We start from the raw sequence: 23,619 nt of genomic DNA, 5'->3' as shown, positions 1-23,619 counted from the left end.
GTTTTCGGGGCGGGTTTTGCGGCAACATCAGTTGAGCACCCGAATGGTGACCGGAGCGGACGCATCGATGTCGTAGATGACCGGATTTGGCTCCACATCGCCTTGAGGACCCGAGGTCGGCGCGCCCTCGTCGCACATCCGCCGCCCCGATGCGTCGGGCAAGTTCAGCGCGTATCGCCCTCTGACGGTCGAGCCCGAGGACCAAAGAACGATGCTTTGCCGCGCGCCGCGTCGAGCCCTGAAAACGAAGATGTCCGGGAGCGGTTCCTGGATGTCGACGTGATCGGCCGAGCGAACGAGATCCGTTGCTTCGCGCACAAAGCAGGCGGCCGGCTTCGGCTCATCGTTGAAGGTGAATAGCCCGAAGTTGTTTTCTCTGTCTGTCGGACTGGGACCGATGTTCTTCAATTCATGCACCCAAATGCCCTTGATCCAGGGTATGGCGGCGCTCTGCATGATGAATTGAGCGAAATTGTTGCCGGCAACCAGCGGCATTACCCCACACGGTTCAGCGGATGTCGGCCAGCTGTATTCGGTCACGTAGATCGGCGTGACGGCTCCGCCACGGTCCTGCATCAGTTCCTGTTGCAAACGCTTGACCCGGCCGATCAGTTCGGTGGCGGTTCTGTTTTGCGGCTTCAGGCAATGATTGTAGAGATGAACGGATAAGCCGTCGGCGCCGTTCAGAGCGCCGTCGCGGACGATCGCCCTGGCCCATTTCCAGTCGATATCGTCCCCCACCGCTCCAACGATCACGTGAGCATGCGGATTTGCGCCCTTGATGGCTCGAACTCCGGAATTCGCAACGCGCACATAGTTGACAGCCGATCGGGGGTCACCGGCCGGTCCTTCGCCGACCAGTCTCGGCAGACGCGTCCCCGTGCCGATGTCGATGTTCCATTCGTTCCAGATCTCATAGATCGGATCGTATTGCCGTGTCAGCTCGACGACTTTCTTGAGGTAAGCATCGAATATGCCGAGCGCGTCATCGGAGATCGGCGGGACACCTCCCGGCACGGACGAGTTTGCTGCTCCGACATTCAGGACGGGCTTCAATTTTGTCTGGGGCAGGAAATTCATCAGCCGCTGTGACTTGACCAGGACCGGCCCTTGAGGCGGAAAGCTGAAGGATTGCCACGGCAGGTAGTCGCGAAACGATGCAGCTCCGATCTGCGCCAACTCGTGCAACGCCGTGCTTGCCGAATCGTATCCGAGCGTGCGTACGAGGCCGAAATGTATGTTTGATCCTATCAGCAACGGGGTTGCCGCATTGGTGCGCGCGACCGGCGGCAGGGTGACGGTTTTATCCGCGGCCGCCGACCGGTCGACACCGGACATGGTGATGCCGCACAGCAGGCACCACGGAAGTGCGCGACGCAGCACCGAAGAGAACGATACGCCGGCGCGTGCCCGACGCGACTCTGCAGGCTCATGGCCAGGCTTGCCGGTCAAAGTTCCCCGGGCCTTCATTGGCTCGCATGCCCGCGGAAGTTGCGAATCTCGTCGATGAACTTGAGGTATTTTGCACCCAGAAAGTCCTGATCGAATTCGCGGGCGCGGCCCATGGCATTGGCTTGGTAGCGGCGAAGCGTGTCGCGGTCCGACAAAACCTTTTCGAGGCCGGAGCGCCACGCCTGAACGTCTCCCGGAGGCAGCAGCAGTCCCGTTTCATCATGTTCGACCAGCTCGGGAATTCCGCCGAAATTGCTGCCGATCACCGGAACGCCGACGCCGAGGGCCTGGATGACGACGCCCGGCGAATTCTCCAGCCAAATCGACGGGATGCAAAGCACGTCACTCGTTGCGATATGATTGATGGCCTCCTGCAGCGGAACGTGGCCCGTGAAACGGATCCACGAATGATGACCAAACCGCTTTCGCAAGGCTGGCTCATGTCCGCCGCCGCCGACGATCGTGAAGGTGAACGGCCAACGATCAACGAGCCCTTCGGCGGCTTCCAGTAGAACATCGATGCCCTTGGCCTCATGCAGCCGCCCGGCGTAGACGAAGCGGACTGCGGCCGACTCGGCACGCTGGACCGTCGGCGACGGGTACTTGTTCGCGTTGAGAATGTGCGCGGTCGGAAATCGCTTCAGCGGCTGAAACTCGGCATTCCGCTCGAGATTGGCGCGGGACGGAGAGCAGAAACCGATTCTGCGCATCGACAGAATTCCGCGCCGCTTGACGCCCGCCGACAGCTTGCACACGCCGCACTGCGTTTCGCAGGTCTTTCCGTCGACGAACATCGTCAGCCGCAGGCAGGACAGCGCCAGGTCCGGCATCACGTACATCATCGGGAGATCGCGCTTGGCGAACTCCTGCAGAACGTTGTGTCCGATGCCCGTCAGATAATGCACGTTGCAGAAGTCGGGCTTGAACGCGTCGAGCACGCGGCCGACGATACGCGAATTTCTCGGATCCAGATGATCTTGCAGATGCCACAACGGCTTCAGGTAGGTTTCATCGACACGCCCCTGTTTGTAGATCGGGTATGGGCGCGGCATGTAGATGCTCCAGATTCTCATGCCATCGACCAACTCGCCGAACTTCTCCTCTTCGCGAGACTTTGCAGCCGTGAGTACGCCGATTTCATGTCCCTGCTTCAGGAGCCAGGACGAGAGGTTGAAGGCAGAGATTTCAGCACCACCGAGCACATTCGGGGGAAACATGGCCGAGACGACCAGAATGCGCATACGTTCAAGCTCCAAAAGATCAGCGAATCCGGGTTCGTTTAGCTGCAGACCCAGCGCCTTTTTATGACGTGCTCGGGCCATCCTGCAGTATCCAGGCCAAATGCAGGGCCCACCGCTGCGTCACGATGAAGTGAGGCAGCAGGACCGCGCACAACCAGGAGTACTGGAAGCGAACGCGGCGCTGCATGATTGCAACGCCGCGTTCCCGGTATCACCAGTTTGTGTCTGTTATCGCGTCAGCGTCTGAATGTTAACGGCCGTGTCCGTTCCTGCGAGCATGAGCGTGAAGAATTTGATCAGCTCTGTGCTCGGCGATTCAGACACCACGATTGCGTCGTGATCTCGGATCTGGAAGGAGTCGGCGAAGAACAACCCGTCCGGCTTGCTCCAGTCAAAGTTGTAGACCGTCGGAACCAGCTCGCCAGGGAAGCGTTCCACGTCGATCCCAGCGGATTTGAGCAGATTCCGCGGCTCGAGACGGAGAACATAGACCGAAGGTGAATTGGCGCGATTGCCGTCGAGGCCGCCGGCCTTCGCAATCGCTTCAGCCAACGTCATCCTGTCGTTTTCGAACGTGAACCTGCGATTGTTGGTGCCGCCGATCGAGCCGGGCGAGGGCGTCGATCCGAAGACCATGAACACCCGCGGTTCCCGTGACAGATAGACGACATCGCCCGGCGCGAGGAACGCATCCTCTTCGGGATGGCGCACGATCGAGCTCATCGTTTCGACGTACGTCTTGCCGCCTCGCTTGATCCGGACCTTCGTTTCCCACGATGGATTTTTCGGACCGCCCGCGCGCGCGATCGCGCCCATCACGCGAATTCCGCCCGGATCGACTGGAAATCTGAGCGGCGCATTAACCTCGCCGAGCACGCTGATCTGGTTCCCGCGCTGCTCAACGACGGAGACGACGGCCTGCGGATCGATCGCGCGGTTCTTGATCCGCTCGCGAACGATGTCGGCTACCGCACGGGCGGTCAGCCCGGCAGCCTTGATGGTGCCGGCATAAGGCACGGTGATGTTGCCGGATTGGTCGACCTGCTGGCGAGGTATGTCAACGAAGTTGCCCGGTCGAACGCTGGCCTCTCGCGGAATGAAGAGGCCGCCGGACTGGGCTTCGAACACGGTGACGGTGACGATATCGCCGACGCCAATGGTGATGTCCTTGTAGTTTCCGCCAGGCAGATTGCGGAAATTGCCGCTGACATGGTCGCTGATCGAATTTGCCGACTTCAGAATATTCGGATCGACCGCGAGAAGCGCGTAAGGCACCGGCGGGCTGGGCGCGACCGTCAGCGCCGCATTGGTGACGACTGAAGCCCCGTTCGGCGCATCTTGTGGCGTAAACCCGGCGCAGCCGGCCAGGCAAATGGCAGAGACGGCAAGCGCAGGAGAAATTTTGAAAATTGATGCCAGCAAAACGCGCGTCCTATCTCAACTCTTACCCTGTGCAAGCTCTTAGCAGTCGCACCATGTGAGACCAAGTCTGGATGAGGTTGCAGCGGACCATTGAAAGTCACTGTTGCATTCCAGCCACGTCGTTGCGCTAGAAGGCAAATTTGGCGAGATGTTTGGGCGACGTCGTGATCACCGCTGCGTAAACTTTAAGCAGCTCTTGGTGCGTCCCGTCGATGCTGAACACTGACACGAACCGCTCGTAGCCAGCCTCTCCCAGTGCTCGCAAATCAACGCGTGAGGCTCGCCTTAGTCCCGCCACGAGTGCCTTCGTTCCGGCGGGATCGCAGATCAAGCCGGTCACTCCGTCCTCGATGATTTCTGGCAGTGCGCCTGCGCGAAACGCCAGGATCGGCTTGTGCGCGCGCATGGCCTCCAGCGCGACGAAGCCGAAGGCCTCCCACCGCGATGGGATCACGCAGAGATCTGCCTGGTCGAGCTGGGCCTCGATGTCCGTTCGCGCGAGCCAGCCCAGAAGGGTGACACTGGGCGGCATGTTATGGTCGCCTTCGCCTTCCTCGCTGACGACCGCGGAGCCGATCATTCGGACGTCAATAGACGCTTCGAGCTGCCTCGCAGCCTCGATCAGGAAGTCGTACCCTTTTTGACGATCGAGACGCCCGATGAACAGGACCTTCAGCTTCGATGTGCTCCAACCGGCGTCATCGTGGCTGATATTTGGGCGCTCGTTTCGCATGCCGCTCAAGACGAGGCTGAGCTGCTTTTCCGGGATGCCGGCGTCCCGCGCGGCGGAGTACTCGTTTTGCGAGATACAGATGATTCTGTCGGTGACCTTGGCGAGCAGCCGCTCCGCGATTTTGGCGACGGCGTTGCTGAAGCGCGACGTCTCGCGGGAGAAGGCCCAGCCATGCGCGCAGTAAACGATGGCAGGTCGTTTGCGCATGAAAACGAACGCCGTGCGCACGATCAGACCGGCGAGCGTGGAGTGAACGTGCACGATGTCCGGCTTGGCAATCTGCACTTGCCGCATCGTCTCAAGCGCCAGTCTCAGCAGGCTGGGCAAGTTCCGGCCTGAGCGGTCGAAGGAGACGATATTGGAATCTGCAATCCCGATCAGGTCGGCCCGGTGGTCCGACGGAACGATGTAGCACACGTTTTCCTTGCCAAAAGTCTGGCACTGAAGCGCGTGCAATTCGGTAAAATAGGTCGCGATCCCACCGCGAATAGTCTCGGCAACGTGGATGATCTTTAGCCGAGGGGAATCAGACGTCATTCGGAAATTGACTTGATGGAGACATATGCAACCCACACAACAAACACCCGGTCTTCAACGGTATTCCTGCTCCCGCCCTGGGCAAGCCCGGTGCGGGCCGAGCATCTTCGCTGACAGACTTAACCAAAACGAGCTTTGTGGCAATTCAGCGCCCCCGCTGAATTTTGCGGGATGCGGCTTCCTGGTCCACCCTTTGCTGATCTCTGGATTGTATACGTAGACACCGACTTGGCCTCGAATGGCCACGCCATCCGATCTGCCGTTCACCGCCAATGTCTATATTTCCGCCCGCATGATTGCAACGCGAATATAACGGCACTTCGCGCGCCTGCCGGCGCGCGAAGTGCCGGAAGAACGACAAGTGCCGGATCGCGAGGCAGTCTGCGCGATCCGTGCAGTCTACACGAGCAGGAAATTGTCGTGCGTAAGGCTGGTCGACTTGACATGCGCGATCAGAATCGAGTCGCCCTCGCCGAGATGAACGATGGCGTCCGCTCCGGCCTGGGTGATGTTCAAGTGAGCGAAGTCGGGTGCGAACGATTTTGATATCTGGATGACGTCGTGGTTCGCAGCAGCACCCGCATGGAAACCGGAGATCTGATCGTTGCCGCCGCTGAAGACGAAAGTCGTCGAAGTGGCCGCCGTGAACAGGTCGTTTCCGTTGCCGCCCTTCAGCGTTACGCCGACTGCGTTCGCCGTCTCGACATGCGTGCCATCGGACTTGAGCAGATCCGTCTTCTGCAGGACGCCCGAGGCATTGTAGGTCTTGTCCTGCACGCCGGACGGCAGGAAGGTATAGACGTCCTTCGCGCCACTGCTCTGGGTCACGACTTTGGACGCCAGCAAGCTCTTCTCGTCGTAGTAGGTCGCGGTCGAGCTGCCGTCCGCGCCGGCCTCGAAAGTATAGTCGAGGGTGCCGTCGGCATGGGTGCGCGTCGCCGACGTCAGCTTGCCGGCGCCGTCGACATGCTGAACGATGTCGACGTAGGACTGACCGACGACGCCGTAGGCATAGTTGTCCTGGCTGTGGTCCGCGTGCAGTACGTACATCCTGGTCTTCACACCGTCCGTGAAGAGAGACGTCAAGGTGGATCCGTCCGCGTTGGTGAGGCTCTCCTGAGTGATCGATCCCGTGGCATTGAACAGGTCGTGGACCGACGATCCATCCGTATGGTGCACGGTCTGGGCCAGCTTCGTGCCGTGACCGTCGTATTGCGTGCTGGTCTTCGTCCCCTGGGTGTCGACGACCTCTGTGTATTCCAGGGTACCATCGCCATGCGTGCGCACGATTGACGTCAATTGCCCTGATGCGCTGACATGCTGGACGATGTTTTCGTACGTTTCACCCGCGATGTTGAACGCGTAATTGTCCTGACTGTGATCGGCGTTTGTGACGTACATTTTCGTCTTGGTGCCGCCGCTGAAGAATGAAGTCGTGCTGGCGCCGCCCGCGGCGGCCACAACTTCGCTCGAGAGCGCGCCAGTCGAGTCGAAATTGTCGGTGGTCGTGATGGCGCCTGTAATCGTGACCTTCTGTGCGTAGCTGCCATCGGCATGCAGGCGCTCGAACAGCACAAGGCGACCCGCTGCGTCGAACCCGCTGTGCTCCGTCACATAGGCCTTCTGCTTGATGTTCAGCGCGTAGATGTCTTTCGTCCCGTCGAGATGCGTGGTCGCCTGGGCGATCTTCCCGCCCTTGGCGTCGAAGCTGGTCGACGTCGTCGTGCCGTCGGGGTTGCGCGCTTCGGTGTAGTCCAGGGTTCCGTCCGCATGCGTTCTGACGACCGATGTGACAACGCCGCTGGCGTTGACGTGTAGGACCTCCGCGACATAGCTCTTCCCGGTGATGTGGTAGAAGTAATTGTCGTTGGAATGGTCAGCATTCGTGACGAACATGGCTGTCTTGACGCCCGAGGTGAAGAGCGTGGAGCTCGACGAGCCGTCGGCGTTCGTCTTGATTTCCGACACGAGCGCGCCTGCCGAGTCGTAATGATCCTCGGTCGAGCTTCCGTCCGCGGCGATATAGGTCTTTCCAGTGACGGCACCCGAGGCGGATTTGTGCGTCACCTCGGTGACATACGGCTTATCCGTGATTCCATAGACGAATATGTCCTTCGACTTGTCGCTATGGGTGACCGTCATCGTCGTCTTGACGCCGTTTGCATAGGAGGAAGCGGCGGTCGATCCGTCGGCGTAGGTCACCAGCTGGTAAACCGGGACGCCGGATTGATAGGCCGTCTCCTCGGTCGACGTGAGCGCGCCGGTCGAATCGTAATTCTCGGTGAGACGCCAGGTTGGCGCAGTGGTGGTCACCGCGAACGAATAGCCGCCCTTGATCGTCGAAAGCACGCTGCCATAGTGCGAGATCATGTAGTCCATCGTCGCTTTCGTCGACACGGCAAGGACATGGGTGTCGGTCAGCGTGATGGATTTGACGGTTCCGGCGGCATTGAGGTCGGATAGGTCGGCCACGATTTCGGCTGCGGTGCCAGTGACATCGGTCACGGCCGGCGGCGGCGGCGCCGAGACAGCGGGAGCGTCGATCTCGATGATGAGCGGATGGTCGCTCACCGGAACGGTGAAATCCTGCACGTTGGTGTAGGTCGCGATCGGCTTCGTGGTGTTCAGCGGGTCATAGACCGCGACGGTTTTGTGCACACTGTTCAGATGAACCTGAGCTTGCTTCGTCGGGTTTGAAATTTCGACGTCTTTCGCGTCGTCCCAGAGCTGCGGTTCGGCCCAGACCACCAGCTCATATGCTCCATTGCTCTTGCCGAGGACCAGGCTGTTGCCGGTCGAGGGCAAGTTATCGATCGTGTAGCCGAGCGGCGTCGTGGGCGTGCGGCCTCCGTCACCATCGTCGGCGAGGAGCGTCGTCAGATTGTGGATTGCAGTTGCGGCCAGCTTCGGCGTGCCATCCGCATTGAAGAGGCCGAACTTGCCTTCAGGATCGGAGCTGCTGCCGTGGTCGAGCAACTGGTACAGATATGTTGTGGTGACGCCATTCTTGAAGGCATCGGCGAGCGAATTCAGAATGGACTTTGCCTGCACGAGCTGGTCGACGCCGAGGCCCGAATAGCTCGCCAGCGTGGTGTAGCCCGTCTCGGTGATGACGGAAGGGTTGTTGGGTGAACTGGTGGCCGCGAGGTCGACGGCGTACTTGATGCCGTAGTTCTCGGGCGTCGTCGTCGCAACGTAGGCATGGGAGGTGGAAAAGTCCGAATATTTCGAGAGATCGCCGAGTTCGGCGTAGCCGCTCTCGTCGTTCAGTCCCAGCGTCAGATTATAGACCGCGACGTCGCTGAGATGTGCGTCGGCCCTGATGGCCGTGTAAAGGTCCTTCTGGAATTGCGCGGCAGCCTGAATGGAGGAACTGCCGTGGTAGGTGAAGGGCTGGATGTTGGCCTCGTTGAGACCTTCGATTGCGATGACGCTGTTCGGATAGGCTGCGATGAAGCCATCGAGGGAAGCGAGGAACTGGGCAATTCCTGCCGCGCCCGAGGCCGGTAGATTGGATGCCACGACGAAGTCGAACTTCACGCCGGCCGCTGCAAGCGCATCGATCACCGGGACTGACGACGGGTCCATCGAGAGGGCATCCCGGATCGTCGTGACGCCGAGATAGCGCAGGTCGTCGATGATCAGACTCGAGTTGGCGTAAGTTCCCCAGGAGGAGGCGGCTGAATAGGCTGCATGCGCGTTGACCGCGATTGAATCCACGAACGCATGCGCGGAGAGGACAGCGGATGAAGTGCTGGTCGTCGTCATGAGGCGATTCCAGGTTTGAGACTTTCGCCACATTTCTTCCACGCAACTTGGAGCTTTTCATGTTTGAAGAAGACGAAAGTTATCTTCGTTGTGCTCTTTAAATGAGCTCGATGATCGCGCGCGCCGCAGCAGCATGTGTGCGCAATGGTTCCGCAAGGCGCGTGCTCAACGGTTCCGCAACGCGTGTCTGATCGTTCTCAATGACGCCGATGCGGAACCCGAGATCTTTTCGGTGATCTCACGGACAACGACGATGTCGGTTGCGATGAAAAAGTTGGCAGATGCTTTGTTCGTGGTCAGCCGCGTCGGGCGTCGCGCATCGCCCGTGAATCGAACGCGCGGTCGGGCCACGAGTTTGTTCAAGTGTTGTTAGCCAGATGTCCATTGCGTGTTTCGCGTTGCCATTGTCGTGACGGTGCAAGCTCGTCTGCGAGCGAGCGGCGTGGTGCGCGGCGCGATCCGACCAGGCGCAGCCGCGCGTGACCTCGGCGCCGGACAATGGGCGCTTGGAAAGCGTGTGGAACTTGCTACACCATTGTCGCGAGGCCGATCGCACGCATCGGCGGGAATCGTCCAGCAGAGTGATGAATGAGCATGTGGAGACAGGATCTCGAGCGAAACGCCGCACGCAGCGGTCTGGCCGGCGCTTTGATCGCCTACGTCACGTCGCCCGGCTTCGCCCTCGTGTCACGGGCAAGGCTCGCGTCCTGGCTGAACGTCCGGGGCAAAGGGGGCAGGCTGCTTTCGCGGCTGGTCTGGCGGTCGACCGTCAGGAACTACGGATGCTATGTGGCCCCTGCCGCACGGCTCGGAGCCGGTCTATGCCTGCCGCACCCGGTCGGCATCGTGATCGGCGAAGGTAGCGTGATCGGAAACGACGTGACGATCTACCAAGGCGTCACGCTCGGCCGGGCTTCGCATGACGTCGACGCCTACCCGTCGATAGATGATGGTGCGGTGATCTACGCTGGCGCAACGTTGCTGGGCCCGATCAGGATCGGGCGCAAGGCGATCGTTGCGGCACATTCGGTGGTGCTATCCGACGTGCCGGACTTTGCCACGGTCGTGGGTGCGCCTGCACGCATCGTCGGCACGGCCAGACCGGAAGGCCGGTCACCGGCCGCGGACGTCAAGCTAGGGGCGGCGTCGCGCTAGGCGACTTCCGACGCCAGACCCTGCAACTCGTCCTGGGACTTCGGTGAAATGTCGGAGCGCGGCAGGATCTTGGCAGGGGCGCCCACCGCAATGGAATTGGGCGGCACGTCCTTGAGCACGACCGCGTTTGCACCGATCATTGAATTGCTGCCGATAGTGATGCTGCCGAGGACGACGCATCCGGCCATCAGGGAAGCTCCATCCTCGATCCGCGGCCTGCCCCGATCGGAATGGTCCTTTCGACCGATCGTAATGTGCTGCAGGAGTGTCACGCGTTTTCCGATATCGCTGTCGCCTACCACGATTCCGTACGGATGGGGGATATAAAGGCCGCCGTCGACGTTCGCTGCCAGGGCGATTTCCGAGCCGAACAGCAGGCAGGAGAACCACCAGACGATGCGACGCAGAATTCTGCCGACGAGCGGTACCCGGAAGAGCGCTTCCTGGATGCGCCAGACGAAGACGAACTGGAAGCCCGGCGTCAACAGCAGCATGCGCGCGACAAATGCGGAATTGACCGGGGTGCGCTCGCGCGAGGCGTAGTGGGCAAGATCCTCTTTGATCTTGTCGATGATCTTCGTCTTCTGGGTCATGAACGTGAGCTCCGCAACGCCGGCTGGGCGCTGGCTAGATCCAAATGGCCTCGGCCGGTCGGCAAGGCGGTCTTCGTTCCCACTCATCCGCCGTTGTCGGAAGAGGGCGATGCACCGGTCGAACGAAACGCCCCTGCCAGGAACCAAGCGCGCATGAGCAGCAGGATAACTGCGGTCGCGAAAATTGCAATTCCCGCGCCGGTCAGGCCGAAAGTGACGATGCCGACGCAGGTCATTGCGGTCGAAAGACAGACGCCGATCGTGTTGATGGCCGCGTAGGATGCGTCCTTTTTTGTGCTCAGGAGACCGACATTGCCCAGATCCGAGCACGAGCGCAGCACCGCCGCCGCAAGCAGCAGCAGGAACAGGCCCCGATGTTCGCTCAGTCCTTCCATGGCCATGTAGCGCAGCGCCACTTCGCTTGCCGCGAAAATGGCCACGGCCCCACCCGTGGAAATCGAGATGACCTTGTAGAATTCAACGCGAAGAGCTTCGCGCCATGCCTCGCGATTGCCGCTCGCATAGGTCGACACGAGAATGGGCAGCGCAGCTTGAACGACGGCAGTCGATACCAGCGTCTGTAACGAATTGGCGAGCGACCAGAAGAACGTATAGATGCCCGTTGCCGACAGTCCGAGGAAGAAGCCCACGATGTATCGGTCGAGATACATGAGCCCGACAAGGCTGACGTCGCTCACATAGATGTGCCAGGACCTCTTGAGGCGGTTGCTGATCCAGTCGAAATCGACCTCCCGCGAGAGCACGCCGCTGAGCTTCCACTTCCTCGCCATGACGCTGAGCACGACAAGGGCAAAAACGTTTGAGATGATCCAGGCGCACAGCACCGTTTCGATCGAGCGGAATTGCGGAAACAACAGGCCGAGGCCGATGACAAAGGGAATCCACGCGGCGGAACGCAGCAGAACGAGCACATTGGCTTCGAGCGCCTTGTCGAGACCGATCAGCGGAAGATGCAGATCGAGCCCGATGGTCTCGAGCCACACCAGGACGGCGATCAGCGCGTAAAGCAGGGTGATCGTCCGGTGCAGGTAGAACGACAGCAATACCGCCACGACCGTAGCCAGAGTCAGCGAAATGATTGTGACGAACAGACGATTCCGGACCCGGATTGCAGCTTCAGCCGGCGACAGTCCGACCACCTCGCGCGCCACGAAATAATTCAGGCCCCATCCGATCACCGCCGGCGCGAGGCCGGTCACGCCGACCGTCAGCCCATAAACACCGGCCGCGTCATAACCCAGGTATTTGATGACGTAAAAGGACAGCAGGAATCGAAGCCCGAGCGTCGCCAATCGAATGAGCACATTCGCGAAGGCAACCAGCTTCTGGGGGATTTGCATTGTCGGGGCACCGATCATCCGTGATAGCGCAGGGCAAGCACATCATCCGACCGGTGTCAAAGGCGAAGCGTCATCGCGCGGGATGGTGCTCGCTCTGTACGCGCGAAAACATTCGACGGCCTGTCAATCCGCCGAAGTTTTAGCCGCTGTGCCTCATGACAGGCAGGGATCTTGTCAGAACCGATGGCGCAAGACTCTCAAGGTCAACGTCGCAGCATGAAGTTGCCAAGATAAAGGCGCGCGTCGATCCAGAGCTGTCGGAAAGTTGTTGTCGAGAATGGCCGCAGTGCAAGGAGGCATCTCGGGCCGAAGTGCCATATCCGCTTGTCGCTTGCCCGTGCAAGGAGGTGATCGGCTGGCTGGCTTCCATCGCGGCTGCCTTCGCAATTGTGCAGTCCGAGAGTGGGCAGGGCTGACCCGGTCCGAGAGCGCTTGCCGTGTGGTTCCCGCCCGATACACCGAGCGCCGGCCTGTCGGGCGAATGGTCGCAGCGATGGCGTCAATCCCGCGTTCATTCGATCTTAGCCTTCGTTGCGCGATTGCCGGATTCCGGGCAATTTGGTCAACGCACCTTTTACCGTTCCGGGCCTAGGCTGATCGAAAGGCGAGAAAACAGAAGGTCCGGGTTAACCAAGGGGAGGCTGGGAATGAAGGCAAAACTCACGCGCGAGAGCGCGAGGGCGCTTGTTGACGCAGGCTACATGCCTCTGGCTCATTATATAGAGTTGTTCGGTGAAGACGCTCCGCCGGAGACGGTCTCGCCCAGCATCGTGCCGAAAAAGCGGCGCAGCGCATCGGTCAAAAAGCTCCCTGTCGAGGCAGCTCAGGTGAAGCATCACTCACGCCGGCGGCCCTGACGATCGAATCTTGGCGTGGTCGCGCACCTCATCCCGCAAGAGCGGGCTGGCGACCGCACCCTGCATTTCGACCGAGGTCTTCCGATCATGCGTACCGAGGAGGGCTGCGATGGCGTTCCGCAGCCGGACCTCGATCAGTTCATATGTGATCGTCGAGGCAATGACCGAGGCCAGCAGCCCGAAAACAACGAACATGGGCCACACCACCCAGGGCGAGTAGCCGTGGGAAACCAGCCGCGCTCCGATCACCTGCAACGGGTAGAGCGCGAACGGATGAACGAGATACAGGCTGTAGCTGATCTTGCCCACGAATTGCGGCGTGGCCTTCGACAACAGCTGCGCAAAGGTCGAGGCCGGATTCAGGACCGTCGAAAACAGGATCAGGCCTGGAAGCAGTCCCAGGAACGGATGAACATACTCCAGCAGCATATACATCAAGGCGAGGCACCCGACGCTGAGCAGCAGCCCCGATAGGCCTCGCGCTGCGATGCGCAGTTCGACCGCCCTCAGCGCGAATCCGACCAGGAAATAGGCCGCGATCGGAAAGTAGAGAACGGTGACGACGCCCGCCAGAACCAGCAGGGCGGTCACCAGCCGGGAGCGCGTGGCGAAATAGAAGGCCGCTGCGAACCACAGGTAGAAGACCCACTCGTATGTCAGCGTCCATGCGTTCTGCTGCCCAATCGGCAGGTTCAGGATGTCGGGAAGGAAGAACAGGTTCGCGAGGAAGATCGTCACGTAGTCCAGCGCGTCGATGCCCTTGAAGAATTTGTATCCGACCAGCGGCCCGATGGCGAACAGGGCGAGATGAAGGATGACAAATACGGGAAGGATGCGCAGACAGCGGTCGATGAAGAACTTCGAGACCAGTTGATGCCGGACGAGGCTGGCCGGGATCAGGTACCCGCTTATCATGAAGAACACTTCGACCCCGCGGCCGAAGGTTCCGATGATTGCATCGAACCATGACGGCACCGGCGGCAGAAAGCCGGCCGTGAGCGGCATGTCGTAGAGATGAACGAGCAGGACGCTCAGCGCGGCAAGGCCGCGCAGCCCCTGGATCGACGGTTCAAACAGCCGGCCCTGGGCCGCGGAGCCGTGCCGCCCAAAGATGTTGTGCCTGCTGTCGGATGCCCTCTTGGCGAAATTCTTCGCTTTGTCCGCGCCCGATGGACGTTCGAGGAGAGCCATCACCCGCTTGCAACCTTCAGGAGCTGTGGCGGCGGCGGTCTCATGGCATTGCGGCTCACGCGCGGCAGCGGCGAGGCCTTTCCGAAGACTTCACTGAACGCCATGGTGATCACCAATAGACCGCTCGCAGGGCCGTAGCCGAGAACGGTTATGGTGTAGAAGTTCATCACAAAGATGGCAGTGAGCTTGTAGATGTCGCGGGTCCTGGCCACGGCCATGATCACGAAGATCACGAAGATCACGAAGATCGGACCGAACATCAGGTAGGTTCCGATGTAGAAATTGTCCACCGGCACGTAATAGCTGACCTTGTTCGAAAACAGCTGCTGGGGATAGTTGAAGCAGCCCAGCCCGCAGCCAGTGAAATATCCCAGCGGCATCAGATCGTTCATGTAGACGAACGGCAGCTGCCAGCTGTTGTTGATGCGATCCTGCAGGCTGTACAGGCTCTTCGCGATTCTGCCCAAATTGGTCCCGCTGAACGCCAGCATCAAAGCCGGCGGGACGAGGAGGCAGGCAAAGGACCAAAGCGCGAGTGAACGAAGCGCGGCGAAACGATGACGTTCGTCGAACGCGCGAACCAGCAGCAAGCCGCCCAGGTAGATCACCAGGACGCCAAGCGCGGTCTTGTTGGTCGAAACCTGAATCGCATAGAGGGCCGGCCCCGCCCAAATCAGGCACCAGAGCACGCTCTTGCGGATGGAGGTGAAGACATAGGTTATCAGCACGAAATATGCAGCCATGGTGCTGTCAGCGGCGAACCCGGAGATGCGGCTCTCGCCGCCCGTCCACCAGAGTCGTGCCGCGGTTCGCGTCGCGCCGAAAGATTCGTATGAGAAAGCGACCCACGGCAGGCGCGAATGCGCGGACCAGAAGATCCCGATCATCGACGCGAAGAAGAGAAAATAGATGACGTTCAGCAGGAGCTTTTGGTCCTTGAACTCGCGGCCGCAAAAGCAAAATCCGACAAAGGCGGGCGCGATCATCTTCATCGACGAGGCCAGCCCCTTCGTCTCTCCCAGGAATACGTAGCCGAGAAAGAGCGCGAAGATCGTATAGAGAACGAGCAGGATGGCGATGATGCTGCCTTGCTTGAACGCATATCTGTACGTGAAGGCTGCGACGCAGGCGAATGCAAACAGGTCGGGAACGAACCAGAGGGCGTCCAGATGCGTGAGGCTCGCATAATAGCGGAAGACGCCGGCGAAGGCGTCGCGGCTGAAATAGAGCAGCACCGCGCAGCCTTCGAGCGTAGGCAGGGCCCAGGCCGAAAGTGGGGCAGCCTCGCGATTTTCGGCGAGCGGCGTTGTCGGTTGATCCATCATAGGGCCTTCGGTTAGATCGCGCGTGCTGTCAGAGACCGATAGGCCTGATCGATAGCGTAGCAAATTGTCTCGATTTTGGTCATTCTACACGTCTGGCTCAATGAAGTGATCGCCGATTCCGCAGCTTGCCGATTGAAATTTCAGTGCATCGTATTTCCCGGTTCATCGCGATTGTAGTCTTCGTATTGGCCCCTTTGCCCTTCGGGTCGGTCGATCTGATCTGGATCTGGATCTGGACGATGCTCCTGATCGCGAGCCTGCTCACCGCCAACCTCTCCCGCGTTTGCAACTCGGACCTCTGGGTTATCGGACCGACGGGGGCGATCCTGCTGCTATTATGTGCACTCGCGGTTTTTCAGATCTCTCCCGGAGTGAGTGACGCGCTCGCCGATCCGTCCTGGCGGATTGCCAGGGATGTCGCGGGAGTGACGGAGCCGAACCGCATCTCCGCGACCGCATCGGTGCCCTGGATCGCGTTTGGCTCTTGCTTGCTCTTTGTCCTCGCGTTGTTGCGGGCCTATCTGCTCGCCACCGGCGAAGAGGCGGCGCGGCAGATGTTGAAAGCGATCGCGTATGCAGGGTTTGCCTATGCGCTCTATGGCATCCTCGCGCATCTCCTGGCGCCGACCATGCTGCTCTGGAGGAGCAAGGAATACTATCTTCCCTATGCGACGGGAACGTTCGTGAACCGCAACACTGCTGCCGTTTTTTGGGGCAGTTGCTCGGTCTTGTTCCTCGGCCGTCTGGCGCCGATCGTGTCGGACGCCTTGATGGCCAAGCCGGCGCGCCGGCACTATGACTATTCATTCACAGACCATCCAGCCAGTCTTGCTGTCGGCTTTCTGACATGTCTTGTCGCCACCGGCATGACAGGCTCTCGGGCCGGAGTTCTGTTGACCCTGCTGAGCCTTGCCTGTCTTGCCAATCTTCATCTCATGCAACTTCGGTTCCAATCCAGGCATTACTGGCTGGGAGCGGGAGCCGTCGCGGCCGCCACCATCGTGGGATTCCTGTTGATCGGCGGAAATGTGATCGGCCGGGTTGGTCTGTTCGGCTTAACGGATGGTCAGCGTGCCGAAGTCTATCGGACGGCACTCGAGATTCTGCGCGGGCACGAATTGTTCGGCATCGGCATCGGCAATTTCGAGACGGCGTTTCCGCCCTACCGCCCGGGAAATCTTGGCAGTCAAGGCATCTGGGACAAGGTGCACAGCACTCCCTTGGAAATGATGGTTTCGGTCGGGCTTCCCCTGGGAGCGGCGATTTGCGCCATCGCTGTGTTCTTTTGGGGGCGGATGCTTTGGGGAGCTTTTTCCCGACTTCGTGATCGCGACATTCCCGCAACGGCTGCTTCGGTGTTTCTGCTGGGAGTGTTGCATTCGTGTATCGATTTTTCGCTACAAATTGCTGGATTTGCGGTGGTGTTCGCGGCAATTTGCGGCTGCGGCCTGGCTCAATCGATATCGACGACACGACGTCCGCAAAGAGCCTAGGCAGTTTACCATCCGTTAATTATAGTCGAGCGGTTCCTCGAAAATCCTGTATGTCCAAAAAATGTCTATTCGTGGAAAGAATTGGGGTTACCAGATGCGCATGATACCCGGGTTGGTGATTGCATTGCTGCTAGCACCATCGACATCCAACGCTGCAACGGCCGTCGACGTTGCTTGCGTGCCTGCTGCTGCAGGCGTGACCGCTGAAAAGGCAACTCAGTTTCTCGACAATCCGGCTGGATTGTTGAATGGAATCCCCGAGGGTGAGGAAGGCAGGCTTTCCGCGGCGATTCGAGATTTCGCCTCGATGCGTCCCGAGACGGTGGAGGGCATTGGCTCGCTCTCGAGCGCCAGTTCCCCGGCGCAGAACCGGGCGATTGGCGCCGGACTGGGCACTGCTGCATCGACCTGCGTGCTGAATCGTCCGGCGACCGCCATGGCGATCCAGGAAGCTGTCCTGAAGACCGAGAACAGCGACCTGATTCAGTCTTTCGTAAGCATCACTGGCGATGTTCCGACGAACGTCGTTCCCGGCTCCGATCCCAACGGCGAATCGATCGCTGGAGGTGGGCGCGGCACCGCTCCGGTGCAGTCCCCTGGCGCGGTAAGTACTTCAGTGAGCACCACTTTTACCGCGGCCTCGCCTCCGTCGACGACGACCTTCTTCTCGGCGGCCTCAGTCACCTCGATTAACCCGCTCGCGCAGACCAGCCCGACAAACTGAACGAGCGCACGCCATTTAGGTGCAATTTTACGAAATTGCGCAATCGGGTTGAGAACTTTCGAGGCTACCGTCGAGCGATCAAGAGTATCGCGGGAGGCGGTGATGAAGCGTCTGGTTGCAGCCCTGTTCGTTCTGAGTTCTTCGTTGCCGTGCCTTGCGGCTGAACAAGGAATGAGCAAGGGCGTCTTTCTGAAGGAGGCCCAGAACGTTCTGGCCCCATTGCAGTTCGTGAAGTTCTGCATGAACTATTCGCGCGAGTGCGAGAAAAGCTCGCCTGAGGCGCAATTGCCGGCACGGGATGCCGCTTTTTCGACGCTCGAAGAGGTCAATGCGAGCGTGAATCAGGCGATCTCGCCTGTGATGAAGTCAACTGATCCGCTACTGGCGCGCTGGACGCTCTCGCCGTCATCGGGCGATTGCAACGACTATGCGATCACCAAGCGCCATCTGCTTCTCGCCAAGGGCTGGCCTGCGAGCGCCTTGCGTCTTGCGGTCGTCTATGCACCGGCCGGCGGGCATCTCGTGCTGATCGCGCGGTTGCAGGACGGTGACTATGTTCTGGACAACCTCACGTCGGACGTTCGCGATTGGCGGGGAGCGGGCTATCAGTGGGTGTCGATGGAATCCGGCGAGGATCCTCGCGTCTGGGTTTCGATTGCCAAGCAAGATCATCGCGATTTTGCCGAACTCGGAAGCAGGTGAGGGACGCCGCTAGGAGTCCCGATCGGTTTTCTTTTGCAATGCACAAAGACTTGCCGTATTTATCCGCTAACCGCGGCTAATCCATTAACTACGGTGAGACCAAGTGCTTCGTAGAGACCGCAATCGCCTGCTGGGCCTTCATTCGCGTGCTCCGATCCTGGCACGATCACTTCTGGCCGTGACGTTCTTGACGCTGGCCGGTGTGCCGTCGGCAATGGCACACTGCCTGCCGTTGCTGTTGAGAACTCCGCCTGTCGAACTTCGCCTTTTTTCGGCCGATCCAGGGCATCTGCTGAAGTACGCGAAGAACGACAAGAACAAGATCGAAGACAAGATAACGGAATATCTGGCCACTGATCCCGATCTGCTCCCGCAGATCGGGAAATTGGTATCGATGGCTCCGGCCTCGAATCGCTCGGCAATCGGGCGCGGCCTTGGTCGAGCGGCGCAGCATTGTGGCCCGATTGAGCCCAAAGTTGTCCAGAGCATTATCGATTTTGTCCGGAAATTGCAGGATTCGTCGGTGAGCGCCGGATATGCGTCGATCGAGAACGACGCGCCTGTCCAGGCTTCGGCACCGAGCAAGCCGGTTGCCCCATCCAATTCATTATTTGAGGGAGAATGGAACATGGACGTCGGCAATCCGTTCGCCCCCGTCCCGCTTCCTCTCGAATTGCCGCGATAGTGCCGTATGTATCAGCCGCGAAACACCTTCGACGCCGCACAGTCTTCGTCGTTGCCGCTCAATACCGCCGTTTTGACGTTCGAGAGGACGCTCGACATTGTGCGCCGGCAGTGGCCGTTGATCGCTTCGGTCGTGGGTTTCTGTCTGGTGGTGGTCGTGGCGTATGCGCTGACGGCCACCCCTTATTACACGAGTTCCGTCAGCATTCTCGTCGATACCCGTCAGGCCGTTCTGAACAAGTCCACTGACGCGGCGAACAGCACGCTGATCGATCCCGGCTTCGTCGAGAGCCAGGTCGAGATTCTCACGTCCGACGATTTGGTGCGCTCGGTCGTCGATTCGCTGAACCTCACCAGCGATCCCGAATATACCCAGCCGGACATGATCTCCACTGTGGTTGGGACGATCGTCAATCTGCTCGGTCTCGGCGAGCCGGAATCCAAGGATTTCGTGAAGCGGATGGTGGTCGCCAGCCTCAAGAAGAATCTGAAAGTGGAGCGCGTCGGCGTCACTTACGTGCTGACCATGTCGTTCCGGTCGACCGTGCCCGAGAAGGCGGCGAAGATCGCGAACGCCCTGGCGGATTCGTACATGACCAGCGTCCTCGAGGCCAAGTACCAGTCCACCAAGCGGGCGAGCGAGTGGTTGCAACGGCGAAGCGCCGAGCTGCAGCAGCAGGCGATGGAGGCCGATCGGGCCGTCCAGACGTTCAAGGCCGAGAATAACATCGTCGGCACGAGCAAGGGCTTGATGAACGAGCAGCAGCTCTCCGACGTCAACACGCAATTGATCCAGGCGCGCGCCAGCACCGCGGAAGCCAAGGCGCGGCTCGATCGAATCAACGCGATCACCGACCAGGATCTCGCCCAGCCGACCGTGACCGACGCGCTCAGCAACACCGTGATCACGCGACTGCGCGCGCAATATCTCGATCTCGCCGCCCAGTATGCGGATTGGTCGAACAAGTACGGCAAGGACCATCAGGCTTCGGTCAACCTGGCGTCCCGCATGCAGGAACTGCGGCGGGCGATCAAGGACGAGGTCAAGCGCATCGCCGACGCCTACAAGAGCGACTACGAAATCGCGCGCAGCAGGGAAAGCTCCCTCGAATCGGACCTCAACAAGCTCGTGAGCCAAAACGGCAGCGCGAGTCAGGCCCAGGTGAAGCTGCGCAATCTGGAGAGCGCGGCCGACACCTACCGGACGCTGTACAACAATTTCCTGCAACAATTGCAGGAAGCGACGCAGAACCAGAGCTTCCCGATCAGCGAAGCCAGAATCATCAGCACGGCCCAGAAGGCGGACAAGAAGAGCTGGCCGAAAACGGGGCTGCTGCTCCTGGGCGGACTGGTCGGAGGCCTGTGCTTCGGCCTCGGCGGTGCCGTCGGCAAGGAGATGCTGACCGAAGTGCTGCGCACTCCGTCGGAGGTCGAGGCCGAGACGGCGCTGCAATGCCTTGGCACCCTGCCGGAGCTTCGCCCCGACGCCGCGGATGGGTCGTCGTCGGACGTGCGCGGCGCGGCGCTCACGCGATACGCCCTCGAACATCCGTTTTCGCGATTTGCCGAGACGCTTCGCAACATCAAGACCGCCGTTGACCTGTCGCGCCTGACCAGGGAAACGAACGTCATTGCCGTCGTCTCTTCGCTCCCGAAGGAGGGCAAGACGACCGTTGTCGCGAACCTCGCGCATCTCGCCGCCCTCGCAGGGCATCGCACCTTGCTGATCGACGGCGATCTGCACACCCAGTCCCTGACGCGGAAGGTCGCGCCCGGCTCCAAGACCGGTCTCGTCGAGGCCCTCGCCGATCCGTCGCAGTTCGAGCACCACATCCAGGTCGATCGGCAGTCCAATCTCAATTTCCTGCCGTCGGTCGTGCGCGCGCGGCTGGTCAATTCGGCCGATTTGCTGTCGTCCCAGTCGATGTCGGATTTTCTCAAGGTGGCGAGAAAGAAATACGACTACATCTTCGTCGACCTCGCCCCCGTGCTTCCGGTGACGGACGCCAAGGCCGTCGGACATCTGGTCGACGCCATCGTCTATGTGGTTGAATGGGGCAAGACGCGCCGTGCGGCGGTGAATGAGGCCATCGTCGACCTTGAGGTGTTCAGAGGCAAGATCGTTGGTATCGTGCTGAACCGCGCCAATCCGAAAACGCTGAAGCGCATCGAGTCGTACAAGGGGCGGCACTATTCCGACTATTACGTCGAGCAGGCCTGAGAAGAAGCAGGGGTCCCGCCGCCCGTTTGCGGTATATGCGGCCATTGTCAACGTCGTCGTCGCGACGACGGCGCTGGTCTGGCTGCTGTCGGTTGCGAGCTATACGTTTCGCCCCACGCTGCAGGACCTCGCCGCGCGTCTAAGCCGCGGCGAGAACTACGACAATGAGGTTCTCGAACGCATTGCGTCCCGCTACGAGGACGCCTCGGGTATCTTCTGCGACGCCAGGCAGCGGCGCAACCTGCTCCTGGTCAACCTGCGGCTCATGAGCAATCACCTCGAATCCGGCAGCATCAATTCGCTCGATGCGAGCTTGCAAGACGTGACGCGCTCCGCCAAGCAACTGATCGCGTGTTCGCCCTCGGAATCGATCGCCTGGCTGGCGCTGTACTGGGTCGAGATTCGAGCTGAAGGCTTTGGCCCGACCGCGATTTCCTACCTCACCCAGTCCTATCATTTCGGACCGCATGAGATCTGGGTGCAACTTTTCCGCGCGCCGCTGGCCCTGCGTGCCTACGGCTTCTTGCCGGACGACCTCAAGCGACAGACTCGCGCCGATTTCGACGACATCGTTGGCGCTCGTCTCTTTCCGACGGCTGTCCTGATGTATCAGGCCGCATCACAAACAACCCAGGCAGTGCTGCTCGAAGGCATGTGCACCGACCCGATCGAGGTGAGGCTGATCTTCCGTCGCTTTGCCGAAAGTCGCGGGCTGCGCATTGCGCACGCGTGCTTTGCCGAACCCGACAATCCCATCCGCGGCTAGCGTCTGTCAGCCGGTTGAGGGTCTACTGTCGCGTACGAAGCGCCGGCGCTGTGCACGAAACTGCCGCAAATCGGAGCCTTGCTTCGGACGTATCAGTCTGGCATTGCAGTGCGGTAAGGACGAAGCGACGAGTTGATCATGGCTCCTGTGATTGTTACCGGCGCTGCCGGCTTTATCGGCATGCATGTGTGTGAACGCCTGCTTGCGCGCGGAGAACAAGTTGTCGGTATCGATGCGTTCACGCCATACTACGATCCGGCGCTGAAGCGTGCGCGTCTTGCAACGCTCGAGCACCGTCCCGGGTTCAAATTTGACGAGATCGACCTTGCTGATTTCGCCGCGGTGACGCGCGTCTTCGACGAGGTCTCGCCCGACCGCGTCGTGCATCTGGCGGCGCAGCCCGGCGTGCGTGCGTCGATCGACGACCCCATCACCAGCATCCGCGCCAATTGCGACGGCTTCGTCACCGTGCTCGAGGCCGGCCGGCGCCATGGCCTCAAGCATCTCGTCTACGCCTCGTCGAGCTCCGTCTACGGTGCCAACCGCACCCTGCCGTATTCGACCGAGCATTCGGTGAACCATCCGGTCAGCCTTTACGCCGCGAGCAAGAAGGCGAACGAGCTGATGGCGCACACCTTCGCGCATGTTCACAAGCTACCGGTGACCGGCCTTCGCTTCTTCACCGTCTACGGTCCCTGGGGCCGGCCCGACATGGCCGCCTGGCTGTTCACGCGCGCGATCTTCGCGAATGAGCCGATCAAGATCTTCAATAATGGCGACATGTGGCGCGACTTCACCTATGTCGACGACATCGTCGAAGGCGTGATCCGCACGCTCGATCGGCCTGCGGCGCCGAATCCCGCGTGGAACGCGGAGCGGCCCGAAAATTCGTCGAGCTATGCGCCGTATCGGGTCTACAACATCGGCAACAACCGCTCGGTCAATCTGATCGAGTTCGTCGAGACGCTGGAGAAGATCATCGGCAAGCCCGCGATCCGCCAGTTACTGCCGATGCAGGCCGGCGACGTCCTGGAGACGCGCGCCGACATTTCCGCCCTCCAGCGCGACGTCGGTTTCTCGCCGTCGACGTCGATTGCGGATGGCCTCGGCCGTTTCGTCGAATGGTATCGCAAATATCACGGCGTCTGATTCCGCGATCGGCGGCACTTGCGTGCCGCCCGGGGATGCTGGTTCGGTGGTTCTTGCGCTTTTGGCCCCCGGCGAGCTTGTCAGCAGGCGCGAACGGTGCTTATCCGTCCTCCAAACCCCTTTTGACCCGGAATCAGGCGCAAGCCCAAAGCTGAGCGGACATGGCTAAGCGGATCGCTCTCATCACCGGCGTGACCGGCCAGGACGGCGCCTATCTCGCCGAATATCTGCTGTCGCTCGGCTAT

The 23,619-nt window shown here is 60.3% G+C and carries 19 protein-coding genes; 10 read left to right on the top strand and 9 right to left on the bottom strand.

The annotated features are described in order from the left end of the window. Positions 1-27 precede the first annotated feature (27 nt). The 5 genes from JQ635_RS37510 to JQ635_RS37490 form a co-directional block, all read right to left on the bottom strand. The gene (locus JQ635_RS37510; RefSeq protein ID WP_211414789.1) at positions 28-1,470 is read right to left on the bottom strand and encodes a hypothetical protein; all 1,443 of its coding nucleotides are present in this window, start codon (positions 1,468-1,470) and stop codon (positions 28-30) included. Next, complete coding sequence (locus JQ635_RS37505; protein ID WP_211414788.1) at positions 1,467-2,774, bottom strand: glycosyltransferase; 1,308 nt, start codon at positions 2,772-2,774, stop codon at positions 1,467-1,469. The genes JQ635_RS37510 and JQ635_RS37505 overlap by 4 nt, the downstream gene beginning before the upstream one ends. A 147-nt stretch (positions 2,775-2,921) precedes the next feature. Next, entirely contained in the window at positions 2,922-4,115 is a 1,194-nt protein-coding gene (locus JQ635_RS37500; protein ID WP_211414787.1) for a polysaccharide biosynthesis/export family protein, read from the bottom strand. Between the two features lie 127 nt (positions 4,116-4,242). Then, a complete protein-coding gene (locus tag JQ635_RS37495; RefSeq protein WP_211414786.1) occupies positions 4,243-5,385 on the bottom strand; it encodes a glycosyltransferase in 1,143 nt (380 codons plus the stop codon). Between the two features lie 399 nt (positions 5,386-5,784). Next, positions 5,785-9,153 (bottom strand): RHS repeat protein, encoded by a 3,369-nt coding sequence (locus JQ635_RS37490; protein WP_211414785.1) that lies wholly within the window; start codon positions 9,151-9,153, stop codon positions 5,785-5,787. A gap of 588 nt (positions 9,154-9,741) precedes the next feature. Between JQ635_RS37490 and JQ635_RS37485 the strand changes: the two genes are divergently transcribed. Further along, the gene (locus JQ635_RS37485; RefSeq protein ID WP_211414784.1) at positions 9,742-10,308 is read left to right on the top strand and encodes a serine O-acetyltransferase; all 567 of its coding nucleotides are present in this window, start codon (positions 9,742-9,744) and stop codon (positions 10,306-10,308) included. Here the strand turns inward: JQ635_RS37485 and epsC are convergent. Both epsC and JQ635_RS37475 read right to left on the bottom strand, forming a co-directional pair. After that, on the bottom strand, positions 10,305-10,901 hold the full coding sequence (epsC, locus tag JQ635_RS37480; protein WP_211414783.1) for a serine O-acetyltransferase EpsC: 597 nt from the start codon (positions 10,899-10,901) through the stop codon (positions 10,305-10,307). The two genes, JQ635_RS37485 and epsC, sit on opposite strands and share 4 nt — an antisense overlap. Positions 10,902-10,984: 83 nt before the next feature. Then, complete coding sequence (locus JQ635_RS37475) at positions 10,985-12,280, bottom strand: lipopolysaccharide biosynthesis protein (protein WP_211414782.1); 1,296 nt, start codon at positions 12,278-12,280, stop codon at positions 10,985-10,987. 629 nt (positions 12,281-12,909) lie between these two features. On the opposite strand from JQ635_RS37475, the gene JQ635_RS37470 reads away from it, so the two are divergent. Next, positions 12,910-13,119, top strand: a complete 210-nt coding sequence (locus JQ635_RS37470; protein WP_211414781.1) for a hypothetical protein — start codon at positions 12,910-12,912, stop codon at positions 13,117-13,119. Here JQ635_RS37470 and JQ635_RS37465 read toward each other — a convergent pair. Together JQ635_RS37465 and JQ635_RS37460 are read right to left on the bottom strand one after the other, a co-directional pair. Beyond that, positions 13,102-14,310, bottom strand: coding sequence for an acyltransferase family protein (locus JQ635_RS37465; protein WP_211414780.1), 1,209 nt, complete (start codon positions 14,308-14,310; stop codon positions 13,102-13,104). The genes JQ635_RS37470 and JQ635_RS37465 overlap by 18 nt on opposite strands. After that, positions 14,310-15,698 (bottom strand): hypothetical protein, encoded by a 1,389-nt coding sequence (locus JQ635_RS37460; RefSeq protein WP_211414779.1) that lies wholly within the window; start codon positions 15,696-15,698, stop codon positions 14,310-14,312. Before JQ635_RS37460 ends, JQ635_RS37465 begins: the two co-directional genes overlap by 1 nt. Positions 15,699-15,760: 62 nt before the next feature. Between JQ635_RS37460 and JQ635_RS37455 the strand changes: the two genes are divergently transcribed. The 8 genes from JQ635_RS37455 to JQ635_RS37420 form a co-directional block, all read left to right on the top strand. Next, positions 15,761-17,128 (top strand): O-antigen ligase family protein, encoded by a 1,368-nt coding sequence (locus JQ635_RS37455; RefSeq protein ID WP_246584026.1) that lies wholly within the window; start codon positions 15,761-15,763, stop codon positions 17,126-17,128. Positions 17,129-17,222: 94 nt separating this feature from the next. Beyond that, entirely contained in the window at positions 17,223-17,852 is a 630-nt protein-coding gene (locus JQ635_RS37450) for a hypothetical protein (protein ID WP_211414778.1), read from the top strand. A gap of 102 nt (positions 17,853-17,954) precedes the next feature. After that, complete coding sequence (locus JQ635_RS37445) at positions 17,955-18,554, top strand: transglutaminase-like cysteine peptidase (protein WP_211414777.1); 600 nt, start codon at positions 17,955-17,957, stop codon at positions 18,552-18,554. A gap of 178 nt (positions 18,555-18,732) precedes the next feature. After that, positions 18,733-19,239, top strand: coding sequence for a hypothetical protein (locus tag JQ635_RS37440; RefSeq protein ID WP_211414776.1), 507 nt, complete (start codon positions 18,733-18,735; stop codon positions 19,237-19,239). A 6-nt stretch (positions 19,240-19,245) separates the two neighbouring features. Then, on the top strand, positions 19,246-21,459 hold the full coding sequence (locus JQ635_RS37435; RefSeq protein WP_211414775.1) for a polysaccharide biosynthesis tyrosine autokinase: 2,214 nt from the start codon (positions 19,246-19,248) through the stop codon (positions 21,457-21,459). A 322-nt stretch (positions 21,460-21,781) separates the two neighbouring features. Continuing rightward, positions 21,782-22,225: a hypothetical protein gene (locus tag JQ635_RS37430; RefSeq protein WP_211414774.1), complete on the top strand. Its 444-nt coding sequence runs from the start codon at positions 21,782-21,784 to the stop codon at positions 22,223-22,225. Between the two features lie 138 nt (positions 22,226-22,363). Further along, positions 22,364-23,374, top strand: a complete 1,011-nt coding sequence (locus JQ635_RS37425) for an NAD-dependent epimerase (protein WP_211414773.1) — start codon at positions 22,364-22,366, stop codon at positions 23,372-23,374. A gap of 161 nt (positions 23,375-23,535) precedes the next feature. Beyond that, positions 23,536-23,619: GDP-mannose 4,6-dehydratase (locus JQ635_RS37420; protein WP_211414812.1), on the top strand; the 84-nt coding region annotated here is incomplete at its 3' end.

This window comes from Bradyrhizobium iriomotense (genome assembly GCF_018130765.1).
Classification (GTDB): domain Bacteria; phylum Pseudomonadota; class Alphaproteobacteria; order Rhizobiales; family Xanthobacteraceae; genus Bradyrhizobium; species Bradyrhizobium iriomotense_A.
Note: the sequence above shows the minus strand (reverse complement) of the source record. Positions and strands in the feature narration are given on the sequence as shown.